The following is a 17,692-nucleotide window of genomic DNA, read 5'->3' as shown; positions in this document are numbered from 1 at the left end:
CCCAGCTTGTATGCTCCGGGTGCTGAGGGCGGGAGTGCTTTGTAGGCTCCCGAAAAGGTTGGGGTAGCGATGCGGCGGTGCCTTTCTTGGGCCGTGGTCCTTGTTGCTATTGCCTCTGCGTTTTTGAGCGCGGCGGCACTGAGCGGCAATGCGGCCAAGGCGGAAGTGATTGTCTTAGGCGCGCCAATTTCCCTGTCCGGCAGCTATGCGAAGAATGGTGCTTTTATGCGCGACGGTTACAAGTTCGCCGTGCAGAGCATCAATCGCGCCGGCGGCGTGGTCGTCCGCGGCAAGCCCTATAAGCTCGAGCTGAAATTCTACGACGACCGCTCGCGCCCCGATCTCAGCGCCGCAATCGCAGAGAAGCTGATCGAACAAGACAGGGTGAGGTTTCTGCTCGGCCCGTATTCGACCGATCTGACAGAAGCCGTCGCACCGGTCGCCGAAAGGTACCGCGTGCCGCTGATTTCCGGAAACGCCGCCGGACGCAGCCTCTACGACAAGCATTATTGCTGCTTCTTCGCGGTGCTCTCCAGCACCGACCGGTATTTCACCGCGCTCTTCGCCTCGGCAAAACGTATCCTCAAGACGGAAAAACGGTCCCATAGCGGGCCGATCACTTTGGCCATTGCCACCCGGGGCGACAGGTTCAGCCAGGATGTGCGCGCGAGCGTGCTCGCCGATGCGGAGAAAAACGGGATGCGGCTGGTCCTCGACGACCGGCTTCCCGACCCGCCGACTGATCTCAGCTCGACCTTGGCCAGGGTCCGTGTGCTGAAGCCCGACATCATGGTGGTCTCCGGCCGAGAGCGGGGTGCGATCGAGGCGGTCAATCAGTTCGACGCCGCCGATATCGATGTGCCGATCCTCGCCGTCAGCCATTGCGATTCATCGAAGATTATCGAGCAGACCGGCAAGGCCGCCGAAGGCATTTATTGCCCGATGCAATGGATCAAGAGCGCCGCTTACCGCGGCAAGTGGTTCGGTTCGGCGGCGAATTTCGCCAGGCATTTTGAGCAGAAATACGGGTATGAACCGCCCTACCATGCCGCGCAAAGCGCCGCAGCGGTGGTGGTCTATGCCGATGCCTTGGAGCGCGCCGAAAGTATCGAGACCGAAGAGGTGCTGGATAAGGTCGGCGACACCAAGCTCGATACGTTCTACGGCCCCGTGGCCTTCGGCCCGAGCGGCGAGAATATCGCCAAAGAGATGGTCGTCACCAGAGTGGTAGGCGGCCGGCACGTGGTCATTCAGCCTTAGCAAGGCGAATACCTGCGGTGCCAACCGCCCGAATTTTTGGGATGCGCGCCTCGGCGCTTACAGAGCGTCGCCCGCGAACACGGTCGGCTCGCAGGGAAGCTCGGCCTTTTTGAACAGCGCGCAGGCGCGCGAGGCTTCCGTGGCGCTGGAGAACGGTCCGGCCACCAGACGCCACTGATTGTCCGGCGCCTTGACGCGCCGTGCCTCCAGCCCGGCGACCAGAGCGGCATGCTTGGTCAGAAGATTGCGCCACATGGGCTGCAGACCGGAGGCCGAGTCCACCGCACCGAGCTCGATGCCGAAGCGATTGGTGCCGGGCGGCAGATCGGTGACGTTAAGCGCCGCGGTCCGGGTCGGCTCCTCGGTCAGCTCGCCGCCAGGCGGCGGGGGAGGCGGAGGTGCAACTGCCGGCGCTTCGGCTTCTTCCACCGGCTCGGAAGCGGGCTCTGGAACGTTGCCCGACGGCACTGCGGTCTCTTTCGGCTCCGGTTTGGGCTTCGGCGCCGGCGCCGGTTCCGGCTCCACCTCGGCTTCGGCCTGCGGGGCCGGGGCAGGCGTCTCCGCCTCGCTGCGATCGGGCGCATCCGGCTTGGGTGCGGGCGGCGGCGGCGAAGCGGGCGTCTCTATCGGTGCCGGGTCCGGCGTCGGCGGCGCGGTGGTCACCGCGGAGTCGTGCTCCGGCATAGCGGCAACCGGCCCGAGTAGTTTTTCGATCGGTGCCAGGCGGCGATCCACATTGCCGAGCTGTTCGGTGACTGTGGCGAGCTGGGCTTTCAGCTCCGCCACCTCGGCTTCGCGGGCTTTCAGGGCTTCCTTGAGCTCGGCGGTTTCCTTCTTGTCGGGGACGGTGACGCGCTGGATCACCGGCGCGGTCGCGGCCGCTTTCGGCAGCTCGGTCATCACGCTGAACAGATAGGCGCCGGCAAACCCCGCAAGCACAACCCAGAATATTGCGAATACGCTCGAGGCCATCCCCCGGGCACCGCTGCCGCGATCCTTCACAAACATCGAACTCGTAAGCCTCCTAATTGCCGCCCTAAGATCCGGATCCGGCGAATGGGCCGCAGCCTCGCGATCCGGACGCTATGCCGCCGCTGAAAGCGGGAGATTATCTGCTTCACGGTTAACGTCAATTAACGCCAAGCGGCTGTTCACACCGCGCTGCAAAAGAAATCTTCCTGTTATGGCTCTTCAAACCGGTTTGCATTAGGAAGACAGGCGCGCCACTCGTTAAGCAGCGCAGCATTTACAACCGTATTTAGCGCAAGAATACGTCACAACTGGGCCGGCCGGAACCGGGTTTGCCCATATCGAAGCTGCCAAAATCAAGCGACCAAGATCGAGCCAAGATCAAGCCATGCAAGATCAAGCCATGACCGACTCCGCCACGCCTGAAAGCGATCTGACCGCCGTGATCCTCGCCGCCGGCAAGGGCACGCGCATGAAATCGGCCCTGCCGAAGGTGCTGCACGCTCTGGCCGGCGCGCCGATGCTCGCCCATGTCATGGCGGCGGTGAAACAGGCCGGAATCGGCAAGCAGGCGCTGGTCGTCGGTCCCGGTATGGAGGATGTGACTGAGGCGGCGGAAGCGTTGGCGCCGGGCATCGCGAGCTTTATCCAGGCCGATCAGCAGGGCACGGCGGATGCGGTTTCCGCGGCCAAGGACGCGATCGCGCAGGCCGCAGGGCCGGTGCTGGTGCTCTATGGCGACACCCCGCTGCTGCACAGCGCCACCCTGTCCGAGGTCGGCAAGACGCTGAAAGACGGCGCCGATATCGTCGTGGTGGGGTTCGAGCCCGACGATCCGGCCGGCTATGGCCGGCTGATGCTGGAGCCCAGCGGGGCGCTGATCGGCATTCGCGAGGACAAGGATGCCAGCGAGGAAGAGCGCAAGATCCGCCTGTGCAATTCCGGCATCATGGGATTTTGCTCCGGCAAGACGCTGCTGGAGCTGCTCTCCAAGATCGGTAACGACAACGCCAAGGGCGAATATTACCTCACCGACGCCGTCGGGCTTGCCGCCGAAGCGGGGCTGACGGCCCGTATCGTCACCGCCGATCCCGACACGGTGCTCGGGGTGAATTCCCGTGCCGAGCTCGCCATCGCCGAGACGGTGCTGCAAGAGCGCATTCGCACCCGCGTCATGGCCGAGGGCGCCACGCTGATTGCGCCGGAGACGGTATTTTTCAGCTATGACACCGAGATTGGCCGCGACGTGGTGATCGAGCCCAATGTGGTGTTCGGCCCCGGCGTCAGCGTCGGCGATGGCGTGGTGATCCGCGCCTTTTGCCGCATCGAAGGGGCAACCATCGGTGAGAGCGCCACCATCGGTCCGTTCGCCAGGCTGCGGCCCGGTGCGGAGCTCGCCGCGAGCGCCCATGTCGGCAATTTCGTGGAGATCAAAAAGGCGCGCGTCGGAACCGGCGCCAAGGTCAACCACCTGACCTATATCGGCGATGCGGTGATCGGGCAGGGCGCCAATATCGGGGCCGGCACCATCACCTGCAATTACGACGGTTTCGACAAATATCTGACCGAGATCGGCGAGGAGGCGTTCGTCGGCTCTAATAGTGCGCTGGTCGCGCCGGTGAAGATCGGCGATGGCGCCTATGTCGGTTCGGGTAGCGTGATCACCAGCGATGTTGCGCCGGGCGCTCTGGCGCTCACCCGCGCCCCGCAAGAGGAGCGCGCCGATTGGGCCACCCGTTTCCGCGCCCGCCGCGCCCGCGCCAAAAAAGACGGAAACAATGGGAAATAGCGTTTGAATTGCGACGGCTACCCTCGCGGGCTAGCTATCGTGGCGAAACTCCAAAAGGTTTGAAGAAAATATGTGCGGTATCGTCGGCATTCTGGGCAAGGAGCCGGTCGCAGACCAGCTTATCGATGCATTGAAGCGCCTCGAATACCGGGGCTATGACTCGGCTGGCGTCGCGACTGTCGAGGACGGCAAGCTGGATCGCAGGCGCGCTCAAGGCAAGCTGCGCAATCTCGAGGCGCTGCTGGCCGCCGAGCCGCTCTCCGGCAAGACCGGCATCGGCCACACCCGCTGGGCCACCCATGGCCGCCCGACCGTGCCCAATGCCCATCCGCATATGACCGAGGATGTGGCGGTGGTGCATAACGGCATCATCGAGAATTTCCGCGAGCTGAAGACCGAGCTGGAGGCCGGTGGAGTCCGTTTCTCCAGCGACACCGATACCGAGGTCATCGCCCATCTGATTTCCCGCGAGCTCGCCGCCGGCAACGATCCGGTGCGCGCCGTCTTCCATACCTTGCAGAAGCTGGAAGGCGCTTTCGCCCTGGCCATCATCTTCGCCGGCTTCGAGGATCTAATGATCGTCGCCCGCCAGGGCAGCCCGCTCGCCGTCGGCCTCGGCAAGGGCGAGATGTATGTCGGCTCCGACGCCATCGCGCTCGCCCCGTTCACCGACGAGATCGTCTATCTGGAAGATGGCGACTGGGCGGTGCTGACCCGCAAGGGCCTCGCCATCCGCGACCGCAAAGGCCGCCCCGTGGAGCGGCCGGTTTCCCGCTCCCAGGCCCGCACCCTGCTTGTCGACAAGGGCAAGTACCGGCATTTCATGGCCAAGGAGATCCACGAGCAGCCAGAAGTCGTCGGCCATACCTTGGCGAATTTCGTCCGCTTCGAGACCGAGCAGGTGGAGATCCCCGATCTTCCCTTCGACTTCGCCAAGATCGACCGGCTCAATATCTCCGCCTGCGGTACCGCCTATTATGCCGGGCTGGTCGCCAAATATTGGTTCGAGAAGATCGCACGTCTCCCGGTCGAGGTGGATATCGCCTCGGAGTTCCGCTACCGCGATCCGGTGCTGCAGCCGGGCGGCGTTTCGCTGTTCATCTCGCAAAGCGGCGAGACCGCCGACACGCTGGCCACCTTGCGCCACTGCGCCGAGCATGGCCAGCACATCGTCTCCATCGTCAATGTGGTGGAATCCTCCATCGCGCGGGATTCGGAGGTGGTGCTGCCGACGCTGGCAGGGCCGGAGATCGGAGTCGCCTCCACCAAGGCCTTCACCTGCCAGCTTATGGCGCTGGCCTGTCTCGCCATTGCGGCGGCAAAGGCGAGGGGGCATCTGGACGAGATCCAGGAGCGCGAGCTGGTAGGCGCCTTAAGCGAGGTGCCGCGCCATATGGTGACGCTGCTCCGCGACGAACGCGCTTACGAGGAGTTGGCCCATAACCTCTCCAAGGCCCATGACGTGCTCTATCTCGGCCGCGGCATGAATTACCCGCTGGCCCTGGAAGGCGCGCTGAAGCTGAAGGAAATCTCCTATATCCATGCCGAAGGCTATGCCGCGGGTGAGCTGAAGCATGGGCCGATCGCGCTGATCGACGAGAATATGCCGGTCATCGTGATTGCACCGAAGGACGATCTGTTCGAAAAGACCGTATCGAATATGCAGGAAATCGCCGCCCGCGGCGGTCAGATCGTGCTGATGAGCGATGCCGACGCCTCTGAGGCAGGCTGCGAAATCGAAGCCCTGCTTCCGGTGCCGGCGGTGCATCCCTTTGTGGCACCGCTTGTTTATGCCGTTCCGGTGCAGCTTATCGCCTATCACACCGCGGTGGTGATGGGGACCGATGTCGACCAGCCCCGGAATCTGGCAAAATCGGTCACCGTGGAATAGGCTGCGAAGCCTCGGATTCGCCCGATTTTTACTGTTTGAGCACGGTGATGAACGACGCTCCGATGAAGACCTTGCAAAGCACACCCCGCCGCCAAGGGCTGAAACGCCTTTTTCTGGCGCCGGTATTGGCTGCGGTCTTCGCCGTGCTTGCCGCAGCTCCGGCTTTCGCCACCGATCCGGCGGTGAGCGGCGCGGTCGTCGATATCAATCAGGGCAATTATTCCGGCGCCACCCAGCGGCTCAGCTCCGCCCTGAACAAGAACGAGATTTCCTCGCGCGATGCCGCCGAGATCCTGTTCTACCGCGGCATTGCCTACCGCAAGATGGGACGGGCCGCGCAAGCCATCTCCGATCTCGGCGCCGCCATCTGGCTCGGCCTTCCGTCGAGCCAGCGGGTCGAGGCGCAAGTCTATCGCGGCTTTGCCTATCAGGCGCTCGGCCTGCAGAAAGAGGCCGATATCGAGTTCGGCTATGCCAAGAAAGCCGCCCCCAGCCAGGCCAGCCGCCTGATCAAGGACGGCGGCACGATCGGCCAACTGACCGCTCAGGCCCCGACAGCGGCGAGTGGCAGCTGGCTCAACCGTTTCGGCGTCGGCGGCGGCAGCGCCACCCCGGAGCTGATCCCCGGCAAGCCGGCCGGACCGTCGCCGCCTAAGCCGGCAGCCACCAGCGGCATGAGCGCGGAAACCCGCGCCGTCCTGACCCAGGAGGCGCCGCCGCCAGCAACGGAGCCGGAGCCCAAGGGCAATCGTTTCACGCGCTGGTTCGGCTCTTGGGGCGGCACCTCGGCGGAGCCGCCGGAGCAGGATGAGGTGGCTTCCACGGGCGGCACCTACAATATCCAGCTCGCGCCGAGAAAATCGAATAGCGAGGCGATGGCGTTGTGGCGTCAGGTTCAGTCCAATCCGAACCTTGCCGGCAAGACGCCAAGCGTCAAAAAAGCCGATCTCGGCAATCTTGGCACCTTCTACCGGCTGCAGGTCGGCCCGTTTGCCAGCAAGGCGGAGAGTGACGCCGCCTGCAACAGCCTGAAGCGCTCCGGCATCGACTGCTTCCTGGTGTCCTCGGAATAGCGCCCGCCGCCGCCCCACAAGCCGTGCAAATTGATTCGCGTCAGCCTATTGTCGCGCGGCTGCTGCACAGACTAGATACCCTGACGTGCATGGGCGCGCGGCTTCGACAGGAGCGGCAAGCCTAAGATCGTTTCGCATCCAGCGGGCGCCCGCCAACACAGAAAGCGCAAATGGAAGAACAAGACGAAGACGACGTGAGCCGCCTGGAACGCCTGCGTCTTGCGGGTGAGCGTCATTCCTCGCATTTCGGCGCCCGGCTGCGCGGCTATTTCCTCACCGGACTGATCATCGTCGGCCCTGTGGCCATCACCATTTACGTGGTGTGGTCCTTCGTCAATCTGGTGGACACCTGGGTCAAGCCACTGATCCCAAAGGCCTATCTGCCGGAGACCTATCTGCCGATCAACGTGCCGGGCGTCGGCCTGATCGTCGGCATCGTGGCGCTGATGCTGATCGGTGCGCTCACCGCCAATCTCTTCGGCCGCACGCTGTTCAGCTATGGCGAGATGATGCTGGACCGTATGCCCGTGGTCCGCGGCGTCTATCGCCTGCTGAAGCAGATCTTCCAATCGGTGTTCGCCGATACCGACCAGTCCTTCAAGAAGGTCGGGCTGATCGAGTTTCCGCGCAAAGGTGTCTTCGCCGTGGTCTTCATCTCCGGTGAGACCCCCAACGAGATCAAGCAGAAGGCGGGAAATGGCGACCGGCTGATCACCGTCTTCATGCCCAATGCGCCGAACCCGACCACCGGCTTTGTCATGTTCATGCCGGAGAAGGACGTGACCGTTCTCGACATGCCGATCGAGGACGGCGTCAAGCTGGTGATCTCGGCCGGACTGGTCTCGCCCGATAAGGAACACACCATCGAGTCGCTGGTCGAACAGACCCGCGGGCGCCGGCGCCGCAAGCAGAAGGCCCTCGAGGCCGAAGCCGCCAAGGATACCGCGACCAAGGATGCCACGGCTCCGGAGGACGAGACTGCCTCCTAAGGACGTTTATCCGGCCCGCAGCAAGCGGATCGCATCGTCCCGCTCGAACAGATAGAGCAGGGTGCGCAAGGGCGCCGAGCGCGGCTCCTTCAGGGTCGGATCGCGCGTCAGGGCCAGGCGGGCCTCGTCGCTGGCCGCCGCCAGCAGCTCCTGATGTTCCGGCAGACGCGCCACCCGGAAGGCGGGCAGGCCGCTTTGCCGCGTGCCCAGCACCTCACCGCCGCCGCGCAGGCGCAGATCTTCTTCCGCGATCACGAACCCGTCTTCGGTGTCCCGCATCACCGCCAAACGCTGCCGCGCCGTTTCGGTGAGCGGCGCCCGGTAGAGCAGGATGCAGGCGGACTCTTTGGCGCCGCGGCCGACCCGGCCGCGCAGCTGATGCAGCTGCGATAGGCCGAAGCGCTCGGCATGCTCGATGATCATGATCGAGGCGTTGGGCACGTCCACCCCCACCTCGATCACCGTAGTGGAGACCAGGATGGAGAGTTCGCCGCCGGCGAAAGCGGCCATCACCGCATCCTTCTCCGCCGCTTTCAGCTTGCCGTGGATCAGCCCGACCTTGTCGCCGAACCGGTCCTTCAGATCGGCATAGCGGTCTTCGGCGGCGGCAAGGTCAAGGGTTTCGGACTCAGCGACCAGCGGGCAGACCCAATAAATCTGCGCCCCGTCGGAAAGCGCCCTGGAGACCGCGGCGATCACCTCTTCCAGCCGTTCGTCGGGAACGATGCGGGTGGCGATCGGGCGCCGTCCCGGCGGCTTTTCGGTCAGCCGCGAGACGTCCATATCGCCGAAGGTGGTGAGGAGCAGCGTGCGGGGGATCGGCGTTGCCGTCATCACCAGAAGCTCCGCCCCGGCGGCATTGCCCTTGCCCTGTAAGGAAAGGCGCTGATGCACCCCGAAGCGGTGCTGCTCATCGATCACGGCCAAGGCCAGATCCTTGAACTCGACGCCTTCTTGAAACAGCGCATGGGTGCCGACCAGGATATCGATCTCGCCCGCGGCAAGGGCATCGAGAACCGCCTGCCGCGCCGCGCCACGCTCCCGTCCGGTGAGGATCGCAAGCTTGAGCCCGACCGTCTCGGCCAGATCGCCGATAGTCTTGGCATGCTGCCGCGCCAGAATCTCCGTCGGGGCCATCAGCGCCGCCTGGCCGCCGGCCTCGATCGCCGTCGCCATGGCAAGCAGCGCCACCACCGTCTTGCCGCTGCCGACATCGCCTTGCAGCAGCCGCAGCATGCGGGTCTCCGCCGCCATGTCGCCGTCGATTTCCGCCAGAGCGAAACGCTGCGACTTGGTGAGCTCGAAGGGTAGGGCGGCGAGGATCTTGTCGCGCAGCGCCCCGTCGCCCTTGATGCAGCGCCCCTTGGCGCGCCGCATCCGGCTGCGGATCGCCGCCAGAGCAAGCTGATTGGCCAACAGCTCGTCATAGGCCAGGCGCTCGCGCGGCTTGGCCGTGGGAAGAAGATCGCTCTCCGCTTCCGGGGCATGCGCGATCCGGATCGCCTCGGGGAAGCTCGGCCAGGCCTGTCTTTCCTTCCAGGCCGCATCGATCCACTCGGGCAGCTGCGGCACCCGCGGCAGCGCCTCGGCCATCAGCTTGCGCACGTAAGCGTTGCCCAGCCCCGCCGTCAGCGGATAGACCGGCTCCAGCGCCGGAAGCCCGTCCTCGGGCGTGGCGATATAGTCGGGATGCGGCATCTGCAACAGCCCGTCATAGGCTTCCAGCTTGCCCGAGACGAGCCGTTCCGCGCCGACCGGCAGCATGCGATCCAGATAGCGCTTGTCGGCATTGAAATAGACCAGCTCCAGTGCCCCGGTCTCGTCCTCCGCCAGAATGCGATAGGGCGCCCGCCCATAGCGTCTGCCGCCACCGGGCCGGTGCTCGGCAACGCGGATCTTCAAGGTCGCGACCTCGCCGATACGCCCCTCAGAGATCGGAACGATCTCGCCCCTGTCGATCAGCCCCGCCGGCAGATGCAGCAGCAGATCCAGCACGATCACGCTCTCCGGCTGCCGCCTTGGCTTCAGAAGCGTCTTCAGGAGCTTGGCAACCCGCGGACCGACGCCTTTCAGCGTTTCCACCGGAGCAAACAGAGGGGCGAGTTCGTAGGGGCGCATGAGCTTTCGAAGATAAGACCTCGCAAATGGCGAGAATCGCTGCGTCGGTTCGCAGGGTAGCGCCGCTTGGCTTGACAGATGAAGGCCGTCTCGGCACTAACCATCGGCCCCTTGCCGCGGCAAGCCGAGACGCGCTTCGGTGCATCAGCCCTTGGCATTTGCCGGGACAACGCCCAATTTGAGCAGCGCCGGGCCGCCAGGAAAGCGATTTCTAGCCGATCATGTCCGAGACCCTTGAGCTTCGCCGCCGCCGTGCCCTCTACCGGGCGACCCATCGCGGCAGCAAGGAGATGGATTTTCTGCTCGGGCGTTATGCCGGCGAGGCGATTGGCGCCATGGACGACGGCGATCTGACCGTGCTGGAACGGCTGATCGACGCGCCGGACCCGCTGCTCGCCGAATGCATCTATGAGGGAACGCGCCTCGGAGACGCCGAGCTCGACAGCTTGCTGGGCGAGATCCGCCGTTTCCATGGCTTCCCGGCGGAGCCGCCGCAAGAGCTGACCAAAAACTGAAGAGACCCCGTAAAGGGTCGCCACAAGACTGATTGAACCGCCCGAGTTTCGTATCGTGACTGCAAAATCGCCCTATCTCTCCGCGCCGGTGACGGAGCTTCTGAAGAACAAGCCGGTGATCGCCGGCGGCGTGCCGGAAGGCTTCGACGCCATGCTGCTTGGCGCGCTGGCCGCCGCTGCGGGCACCGCTGGCAAGCCGCTTCTGCATATCGCGCGCGACGGGCAGCGCCTGGCCGGCCTGCAGGCGGCGATCTCGTTCTTCGCCCCCGATGTGGAGCAGCTGGTCTTTCCCGCCTGGGATTGCGTGCCCTATGACCGCGTGGCACCCAACGGCGCCTTCGTCGCCGAGCGCATTTCCAGCTTGAGCGCTCTGGCCAAGCGCGAGGCCGGCAATAAGCCGCTGATCGTGCTCACCACGGTGAACGCCGCCATGCAGCGCGTGCCGCCGAAGGATTTCGTCTCCGCCTCGGTGCAGCATTTGAAGCCCGGCCAGGTGGTGAAGATGGCCGAGCTGGTCGAGGGGCTGGAGATGTCCGGCTATGCCCGGGCCAGCACCGTCACCGATCCGGGCCAATATGCGGTGCGTGGCGGCATCGTCGATCTGTTTCCGCCGGGCGGCCAGACCGCGCGGCTGGATTTCTTCGGCGATCAGCTCGAGACCGTCAAATGCTTCGATCCGGAGACCCAGCGCTCCACTGCCACGCTGGAGGAGCTGACGCTCCGGCCCATGAGCGAGCTGGCGCTCACCCCGGAGACGCGGCGTGCCTTCCGCCAGCGCTATATCGAGCTGTTCGGTCCCGTCACCAGCGAGGACCCGCTCTATGAGGCGATCTCTGCCGGGCATCAGCACCAGGGCATGGAACATTGGCTACCGCTGTTCCACGACCGTCTGGAGACGCTGTTCGACTATCTGCCCGACGCCGCGGTGAGCCTCGATCCGCTGGACGAGGACGCCAAGGAGAAGCGTCTGGAGCAGATCCAGGACCATTACGAGGCCCGCGAGCAGGCGCTGGAGCGCAAGGCTTTCGGCGCGGCGCCCTATAATCCGGTGCCGCCGGAGAGCCTCTATTTGACCGGCGCCGATTGGGATGCGGCACTGTCGGACCGCAGCGTGGTGCGCATCTCGCCCTTCGAGCAGCCCGACGGCGCGGAGGGCGCCGAGGTGATCTCCTTCGGCGGCCGCCATGGCCGCTCCTTCGCCGCCGAGCGAAAGGCCGAAGGCGGCAACGTCTTCGATGCCGTGGTCAGCCATATCAAATTGCTGCGCCAGGGCAAGAAACGGGCGCTGATCGCCTGCTGGACGCCGGGGGCCCGCGAGCGCCTGTCGACACTGTTGCAAGAGCACGGGCTCAGCGAGACCCGCAGCATCGATAGCTTTGCCGAGATCGCTGCCATTCCGCGCGACATCGCCGCCTTCGGCGTGCTGCCGCTTGAGACCGGCTTCGAGGCGCCGGGCCTCGCCGTTATCGGCGAGCAGGACATCCTGGGCGACCGCCTGGTCCGCCGTAGCCGCCCCAAGAAGGGCAGCGACGTTCTCACTGAGGCTTCCAGCCTCACCGTCGGCGATCTCGTCGTCCATGCCGATCACGGCATCGGCCGCTTCGCCGGGCTCAACACCATCGAGGCGGTTGGCCAGCCGCATGACTGCCTGGAGCTGACCTATTCCGGCGGCGACAAGCTCTATCTGCCGGTGGAGAATATCGATCTTCTGAGCCGCTTCGGCTCCGAAGAGCAGGGCGTGCAGCTCGATAAGCTCGGCGGCGTCGGCTGGCAGAGCCGCAAGGCCAAGCTCAAGAAGCGCATCCGCGATATCGCCGAGAAGCTGATCAAGGTGGCGGCTTTGCGCGAGCTCCGCTCCGCCACGCCGCTTTATCCGCCCGAGGGCGTCTATCAGGAGTTCTCCGCGCGCTTTCCCTATGAGGAGACTGGCGATCAGGCCAATGCCATTGAGGCGGTGGTGGAGGATCTCGGCTCGGGCAAGCCCATGGACCGGCTGATCTGCGGCGATGTCGGCTTCGGCAAGACCGAGGTGGCGCTCCGCGCCGCGTTGATCGCCGTGCTCGCCGGCAAGCAGGTGGCGGTCGTTGTCCCGACCACGCTTCTGGCCCGCCAGCATTACGCTACCTTCGTGGAGCGCTTCCGCGGCCTGCCGGTGAAGATCGCCCAAGCCTCGCGCCTGGTCTCCACCAAGGAGCTGAACGAGACCAAGAAGCAGATCGCTTCCGGCGATATCGATATCGTCGTCGGCACCCACGCGCTGCTGGGCAAGAGCATAGAGTTCGGCGATCTCGGCCTCTTGATCATCGACGAGGAGCAGCATTTCGGCGTCGGCCATAAGGAGCGGCTGAAGCAGCTGCGCGAGGATGTGCACGTGCTGACGCTGACCGCGACGCCGATCCCGCGCACCTTGCAGCTGGCGCTGTCCGGCGTGCGCGAGATGTCGATCATCGCCACCCCGCCCGTCGACCGCCTGGCGGTGCGCACCTATGTGACGCCGTTCGATCCGGTGATCCTGCGCGAGGCGCTGCTGCGCGAGCGCTATCGCGGCGGCCAGACCTTCTATGTCGTGCCGCGTATCTCCTATCTGGAGGAGGCCGGCGAATTCCTGGCCGAGCATGTGCCGGAGCTGAAAGTCGGCAAGGCCCATGGCCAGATGGGCTCCAAGGAGCTCGACCAGGTGATGAACGCCTTCTACGACCGGCAATACGACGTGCTGCTCTCCACCTCCATCGTGGAGTCCGGCCTCGATATTCCCTCGGCCAACACCATGATCGTGCATCGCGCCGATATGTTCGGCCTGGCGGCGCTGTATCAGCTGCGCGGCCGCGTCGGCCGCTCCAAGATCCGCGCCTATGCCTATTTCACCGTACCGTCCGACCGGCGGCTAACGCCGGCCGCCGAGAAGCGGCTCAAGGTGCTGCAATCGCTGGATAGCCTCGGCGCTGGCTTCATGCTGGCCAGCCACGATCTGGATCTGCGCGGCGCCGGCAACCTCCTCGGCGAGGAACAGTCCGGCCATATCCGCGAGGTCGGCTACGAGCTCTACCAGTCGATGCTGGAAGAGGCGATCCAGGCCATGAAGGGCGGCGACGAGGGCGAGGTCGAGGATCAATGGTCGCCGCGCATCAATCTCGGCACCGCGGTGCTGATCCCGGAAGATTACGTGCCCGATCTCCAGCTTCGCCTCGGTCTCTATCGCCGGCTCTCTTCCGCCGAAGATTCCGCCAGCATCGAGGCCTTTGCCGCCGAGATGATCGACCGCTTCGGCCCGCTGCCGCTGGAAGTGCGCCATCTTCTCGACGTGGTGGAGATCAAGCGCCTCTGCCGCCAGGCTGGCGTGGAGCAGATCGATGCCGGGCCCAAGGGCGCGGTGCTGGCCTTCCGCAATAAGAGCTTCGCCAATCCGGAAGGGCTGATCGCCTTCATCGCCAAGGAAGGCGCTGGCGTGAAGCTGCAGCCTGATCACAAGCTGGTCTATTACGAAGACTGGCCGACGCCGGAAGACCGGCTGAACGGCGCACGCGAGGTGCTGAAGCAGCTCGCCAGAATCGCCGGCGAGGTGAAAGAGGCCGCTTAAGAGGCGGTCTCGGTCTCGGTCGTTTTAGCCTCCGCCATCTCCGCCAGCTCGTGGCGCAGGACGCGGCCTTCGCGGTCGCGCGGAATCCGATCCACCGTGATCACCCGGTCCGGCTGCTTGAATACCGCCGCCTGGCGCTTGGCCAGATACCAGTTGAGCGAGACCAAATTTGACTCCTGACCCGGCTTCGGCACCAGCGCCGCGCAAAGCCGGTTGCCAAGCAGCGGATCGGGCAGGGTGAAGACGGCGGCGTCCTCGCAGGCGGGATAGGCGGTATAGAGCGTATCCAGCTCGCTGGCGGCAATCGAGAACCCGCCGAGCTGGATTAGCTCGTTATCGCATTTCAGACGCAGCAGCGGCTCGGAGGCCTCTTCCGGAAGGCAGGGAAGCCCCGAGCCGACGAACCCGCGCGCATCGGCGCTGAGCAGACCCGGCCCTTGCGCCTTCGGCACGGCAGGCCCGCGCAACAGAAGCTCGGCGCCCTCCGCATCGGTGCTCTTGCTGAGCGCCGTCTCCACGAAAACCATGCTGTCGTCCTGCTTCGGCCCGAGGGCGAGCTTGCCCCGCGGCAGCAAGGCCGGATCGGCCCCCTTGGCATAGCGCAGCAGCACGCAGGTGAGATCGCCCAGCGGATGGGCGTCGAATAGCGAGATGCGCGAGCGCGACAGATCCGGCGCCTCGAGCACCTGACCGCAGGCGAACACCACACGGCCCAGCCAGCGCAGCGACAGATCGGGATCGGCGAGCAGCGCCTCGTCCTCGGCGAAAGCCGCCAAATAGGCCGGCGGCAAGGCCGTGACGGTCGCCTTATCGCGCAAGGCTTGATGCTTGAAGCGCTCAAGATCGAAAGGCTGATGCTGGATCAAGGCGCCGCCGGAAACCAGCCACGGCATCACTCCAAGAGCGAGCCCGGCAGGCCCGGTCAGGGGAAAAGCGTTCAGCAGCCTGTCTTCGGCGGTCAGCCCAAGCGCAAGAACTGCCATGGCGCCCAGCGCCAGCAGCTCGTCGCAGCGATGCGGCACCGGCAGCAGCGGATGATCGGGGCGCGCCGTGAAGGTGTACATCACCGGCGCATGGGAGCTTTGCGGCTGGAACGGCTCCGCTGTATTCGCCGCCTCGTCGTCGAACAGAGCGTCGAGCCCGGCAATGCCGTCGGGAAGGTCGGGCCCGAGCCCCGCCACCAGCCGCACGCACATATGCAACGCCGCCACGTCGCGATGGGTTTCGGGGATCGTCTTGTCGGTAACCTTGCCGCCGCCGATCAGCGCCGCCGGCTCCAGCGCCACGCAGGCCTCCGAGACCTCCAAGGCGCCCCAAAGATAGGGCAGCGCGGCGATGGTGAGCCCGGCCCGCGAGGCGGCCAGATAGGTCAGCACCGTCTCGGCGACATTGGGCATTTGGATCGCCACGATATCGCCGGGCGCCAGCCCGTGATCGGTAAAGAACCCGCACAGCCGGTCGATCACCCGCTCGCCTTGCGCGTAAGTGTAGCTCCGGCCCGGATGAAAGCCGAAGCTCGCCCGGTCGCCGGTATCGGCAAGCGCCAGCGCATCAGGCCGGCGTTCGGCCCGCTGGCGGAACAGCGCCGGGCCGCCGACGGCAACGGACTCGCTCGGCCCGGCCCCCGGTCGTTGCAGTTCCTCGGCGGGAAGCGGGCTCATGGCGCGGAAGGCTCTGGCGATGCCTCTCCCTCCGGCGCGATCCACCAGCTATCCAGTAGATAGCCGAACAGCGAGGTCTGTTTTGGTCGTTGCAGCGGGCGCCAATAGGCAACCCATTGTTTTGGAAGATGGAACAGCGGCACCACATAGGCGCCGGAGAGCAGCACACGGTCCAATGCGCGGACCGAGGAGACGAAGGATTTTTCGTCCTTGGCCTCAAGCAGTGCGGCGATCATTGCGTCGACGGCTTGCGATGTCACCCCGGGATAGTTGAAAGATCCATCCGTCACGGCCGCATCGCTGCCCCAGCGGAACGATTGCTCATTCCCGGGTGAAAGAGAGACCGGCCAGTAATACTGGATCATATCGAAGTCGAAAGTCTGCTTCCGCCGTTGATATTGCGCCGAGTCAACTTGCCGGATTCGCACCTGAATGCCTAGCTGTTTCAAGGCTCTGGCATAAGTCAGCAGCAAACGCTCCTGGGTCCGCGTCGCCGCCAAGATCTCAATAGTGAAGGGCGTGCCGGTCTTCGCATCGACCAGCCGCCCGCCTTTCAGCGTATAGCCGGCCTGTTGCAGAAGCTTCAGGGCCGCCAGACGGCTTTGGCGGTTCTGCCCCCTCTGAGAGCCTTCCGGGAAGCTGAAGCTCCCATCCATGATCTCCGGGCTCACCGCATCGGGGTAGGGCGCCAGCAGCTCCCGCTCGCGGGCGTCGGCGGGCTTGCCATGAGAACTCAGCGCCGAACGGGAGAAGTAGCTTTGTGTGCGCTCGTATTGGCCGTGATAGAGCGTGCGGTTGATCCAGTCGAAATCGAACAGCGCGATCAAAGCCTGCCGCACCCGCACGTCCTGGAAGACCGGGCGGCGGGTGTTGAACACCAATGCCGACATGCCCGCCGGCACGCCGAGGGGCAGGGCGTCCTTCACCACCTCGCCGTCATGCACCGCCGGAAAATCGTAGCTCTCGGTCCAGCGGGTCGGGTCTTCCTCGTAACGGAACTGCACCAGCCCCGACTTGAACGCCTCGAACATGGCGCCGGTGTCGCGGTAATAATCGATGCGGATCTTATCGAAATTGAAGCGGCCGCGATTGACCGCAAGATCGGCGCCCCAATAATCGGGATCGCGGACGTAAGTGATGCTCTTGCCCGGCTCCACCTTGTCCACCGTATAGGGACCGCTGCCGATCAGCGGCTTGAACGTGGTCTGCTCGAAACGGTCCGGATCGATGGCGTGCTTCGGCAGTACCGGCATCAGCCCCATGATCAGCGGCATCTCCCGGTCGCCGCTGCTATCGAAGGTGAAGCGCACGCCGTTCGGCCCGGCTTTCTCGGCCCTTTCGACCTTCTTGTAATAGCTCCGGTGGTTCGGCCGACCGTGGTCGCGCAACAACGCAAAGCTGAACAGCACGTCCTCCGGCGTGATCGGCTCGCCGTCGGAGAATTTGGCGCGCGGATCGAGCTGGAACTCCACATAGCTCCGATCCTCCGGCGTCTCGACCGTCTTGGCGATCAGCCCATAGAGGGTGAAGGGCTCGTCATAGGCCCGGGCCATCAGCGATTCGTAGACGTAGTCGCGGATGCCCTCGACATATTGTCCCTTCACGATCAACGGGTTGAGACTGTCGAACGAGCCTTGCTCGGCAAGCACCAGCCGCCCGCCTTTCGGCGCATCCGGATTGACGTAAGGGAACGCCGTGAAGTCGCCCTGGCGCAGCGGCTGGCCGTGCATGGCGATGCCCGTCTGCGGCTCGGCTGCGCCGGCACCGGAGGCGGCGCCGATCACGACGAACAGCCCTGTAGCGAGAAGCGCGGCACGGGATGCAATTAGGACTTTCAACCGGCAAGGCCT

The 17,692-nt window shown here is 64.9% G+C and carries 11 protein-coding genes; 7 read left to right on the top strand and 4 right to left on the bottom strand.

Going from position 1 to position 17,692, the window contains the following annotated elements:
- The first annotated feature begins 225 nt into the window (after positions 1-225).
- Positions 226-1,260, top strand: a complete 1,035-nt coding sequence (locus tag HT051_RS09570; protein WP_246810045.1) for an amino acid ABC transporter substrate-binding protein — start codon at positions 226-228, stop codon at positions 1,258-1,260.
- A gap of 57 nt (positions 1,261-1,317) precedes the next feature.
- Here the strand turns inward: HT051_RS09570 and HT051_RS09565 are convergent, their stop codons facing one another.
- On the bottom strand, positions 1,318-2,232 hold the full coding sequence (locus HT051_RS09565) for an SPOR domain-containing protein (protein WP_174541819.1): 915 nt from the start codon (positions 2,230-2,232) through the stop codon (positions 1,318-1,320).
- Between the two features lie 400 nt (positions 2,233-2,632).
- On the opposite strand from HT051_RS09565, the gene glmU reads away from it, so the two are divergent.
- From glmU to HT051_RS09545, 4 genes are all read left to right on the top strand, one after another.
- The gene (gene glmU / locus HT051_RS09560; RefSeq protein ID WP_174541818.1) at positions 2,633-4,018 is read left to right on the top strand and encodes a bifunctional UDP-N-acetylglucosamine diphosphorylase/glucosamine-1-phosphate N-acetyltransferase GlmU; all 1,386 of its coding nucleotides are present in this window, start codon (positions 2,633-2,635) and stop codon (positions 4,016-4,018) included.
- A gap of 70 nt (positions 4,019-4,088) precedes the next feature.
- Entirely contained in the window at positions 4,089-5,909 is a 1,821-nt protein-coding gene (gene glmS / locus HT051_RS09555) for a glutamine--fructose-6-phosphate transaminase (isomerizing) (RefSeq protein WP_174541817.1), read from the top strand.
- A gap of 47 nt (positions 5,910-5,956) precedes the next feature.
- Entirely contained in the window at positions 5,957-6,982 is a 1,026-nt protein-coding gene (locus tag HT051_RS09550) for an SPOR domain-containing protein (RefSeq protein ID WP_174541816.1), read from the top strand.
- Between the two features lie 170 nt (positions 6,983-7,152).
- Positions 7,153-7,971, top strand: coding sequence for a DUF502 domain-containing protein (locus HT051_RS09545; RefSeq protein ID WP_174541815.1), 819 nt, complete (start codon positions 7,153-7,155; stop codon positions 7,969-7,971).
- A 6-nt stretch (positions 7,972-7,977) separates the two neighbouring features.
- Here HT051_RS09545 and recG read toward each other — a convergent pair whose 3' ends face one another.
- Complete coding sequence (gene recG, locus HT051_RS09540; RefSeq protein WP_174541814.1) at positions 7,978-10,089, bottom strand: ATP-dependent DNA helicase RecG; 2,112 nt, start codon at positions 10,087-10,089, stop codon at positions 7,978-7,980.
- Between the two features lie 221 nt (positions 10,090-10,310).
- Here recG and HT051_RS09535 point away from each other — a divergent pair, with 221 nt between their 5' ends.
- A complete protein-coding gene (locus tag HT051_RS09535; protein WP_174541813.1) occupies positions 10,311-10,604 on the top strand; it encodes a succinate dehydrogenase assembly factor 2 in 294 nt (97 codons plus the stop codon).
- 151 nt (positions 10,605-10,755) lie between these two features.
- Positions 10,756-14,181, top strand: a complete 3,426-nt coding sequence (gene mfd, locus HT051_RS09530; protein ID WP_174542953.1) for a transcription-repair coupling factor — start codon at positions 10,756-10,758, stop codon at positions 14,179-14,181.
- Here mfd and HT051_RS09525 read toward each other — a convergent pair.
- Positions 14,178-15,842, bottom strand: a complete 1,665-nt coding sequence (locus tag HT051_RS09525; protein ID WP_174541812.1) for a class I adenylate-forming enzyme family protein — start codon at positions 15,840-15,842, stop codon at positions 14,178-14,180. The two genes, mfd and HT051_RS09525, sit on opposite strands and share 4 nt — an antisense overlap.
- Positions 15,839-17,572, bottom strand: a complete 1,734-nt coding sequence (locus tag HT051_RS09520) for an extracellular solute-binding protein (RefSeq protein ID WP_371740609.1) — start codon at positions 17,570-17,572, stop codon at positions 15,839-15,841. Before HT051_RS09520 ends, HT051_RS09525 begins: the two co-directional genes overlap by 4 nt.
- Between the last annotated feature and the right edge of the window lie 120 nt (positions 17,573-17,692).

The organism is Methyloligella sp. GL2 (assembly GCF_013341275.1).
Taxonomy (GTDB): domain Bacteria; phylum Pseudomonadota; class Alphaproteobacteria; order Rhizobiales; family Methyloligellaceae; genus Methyloligella.
This window is presented reverse-complemented; position numbering and strand designations above follow the sequence as displayed.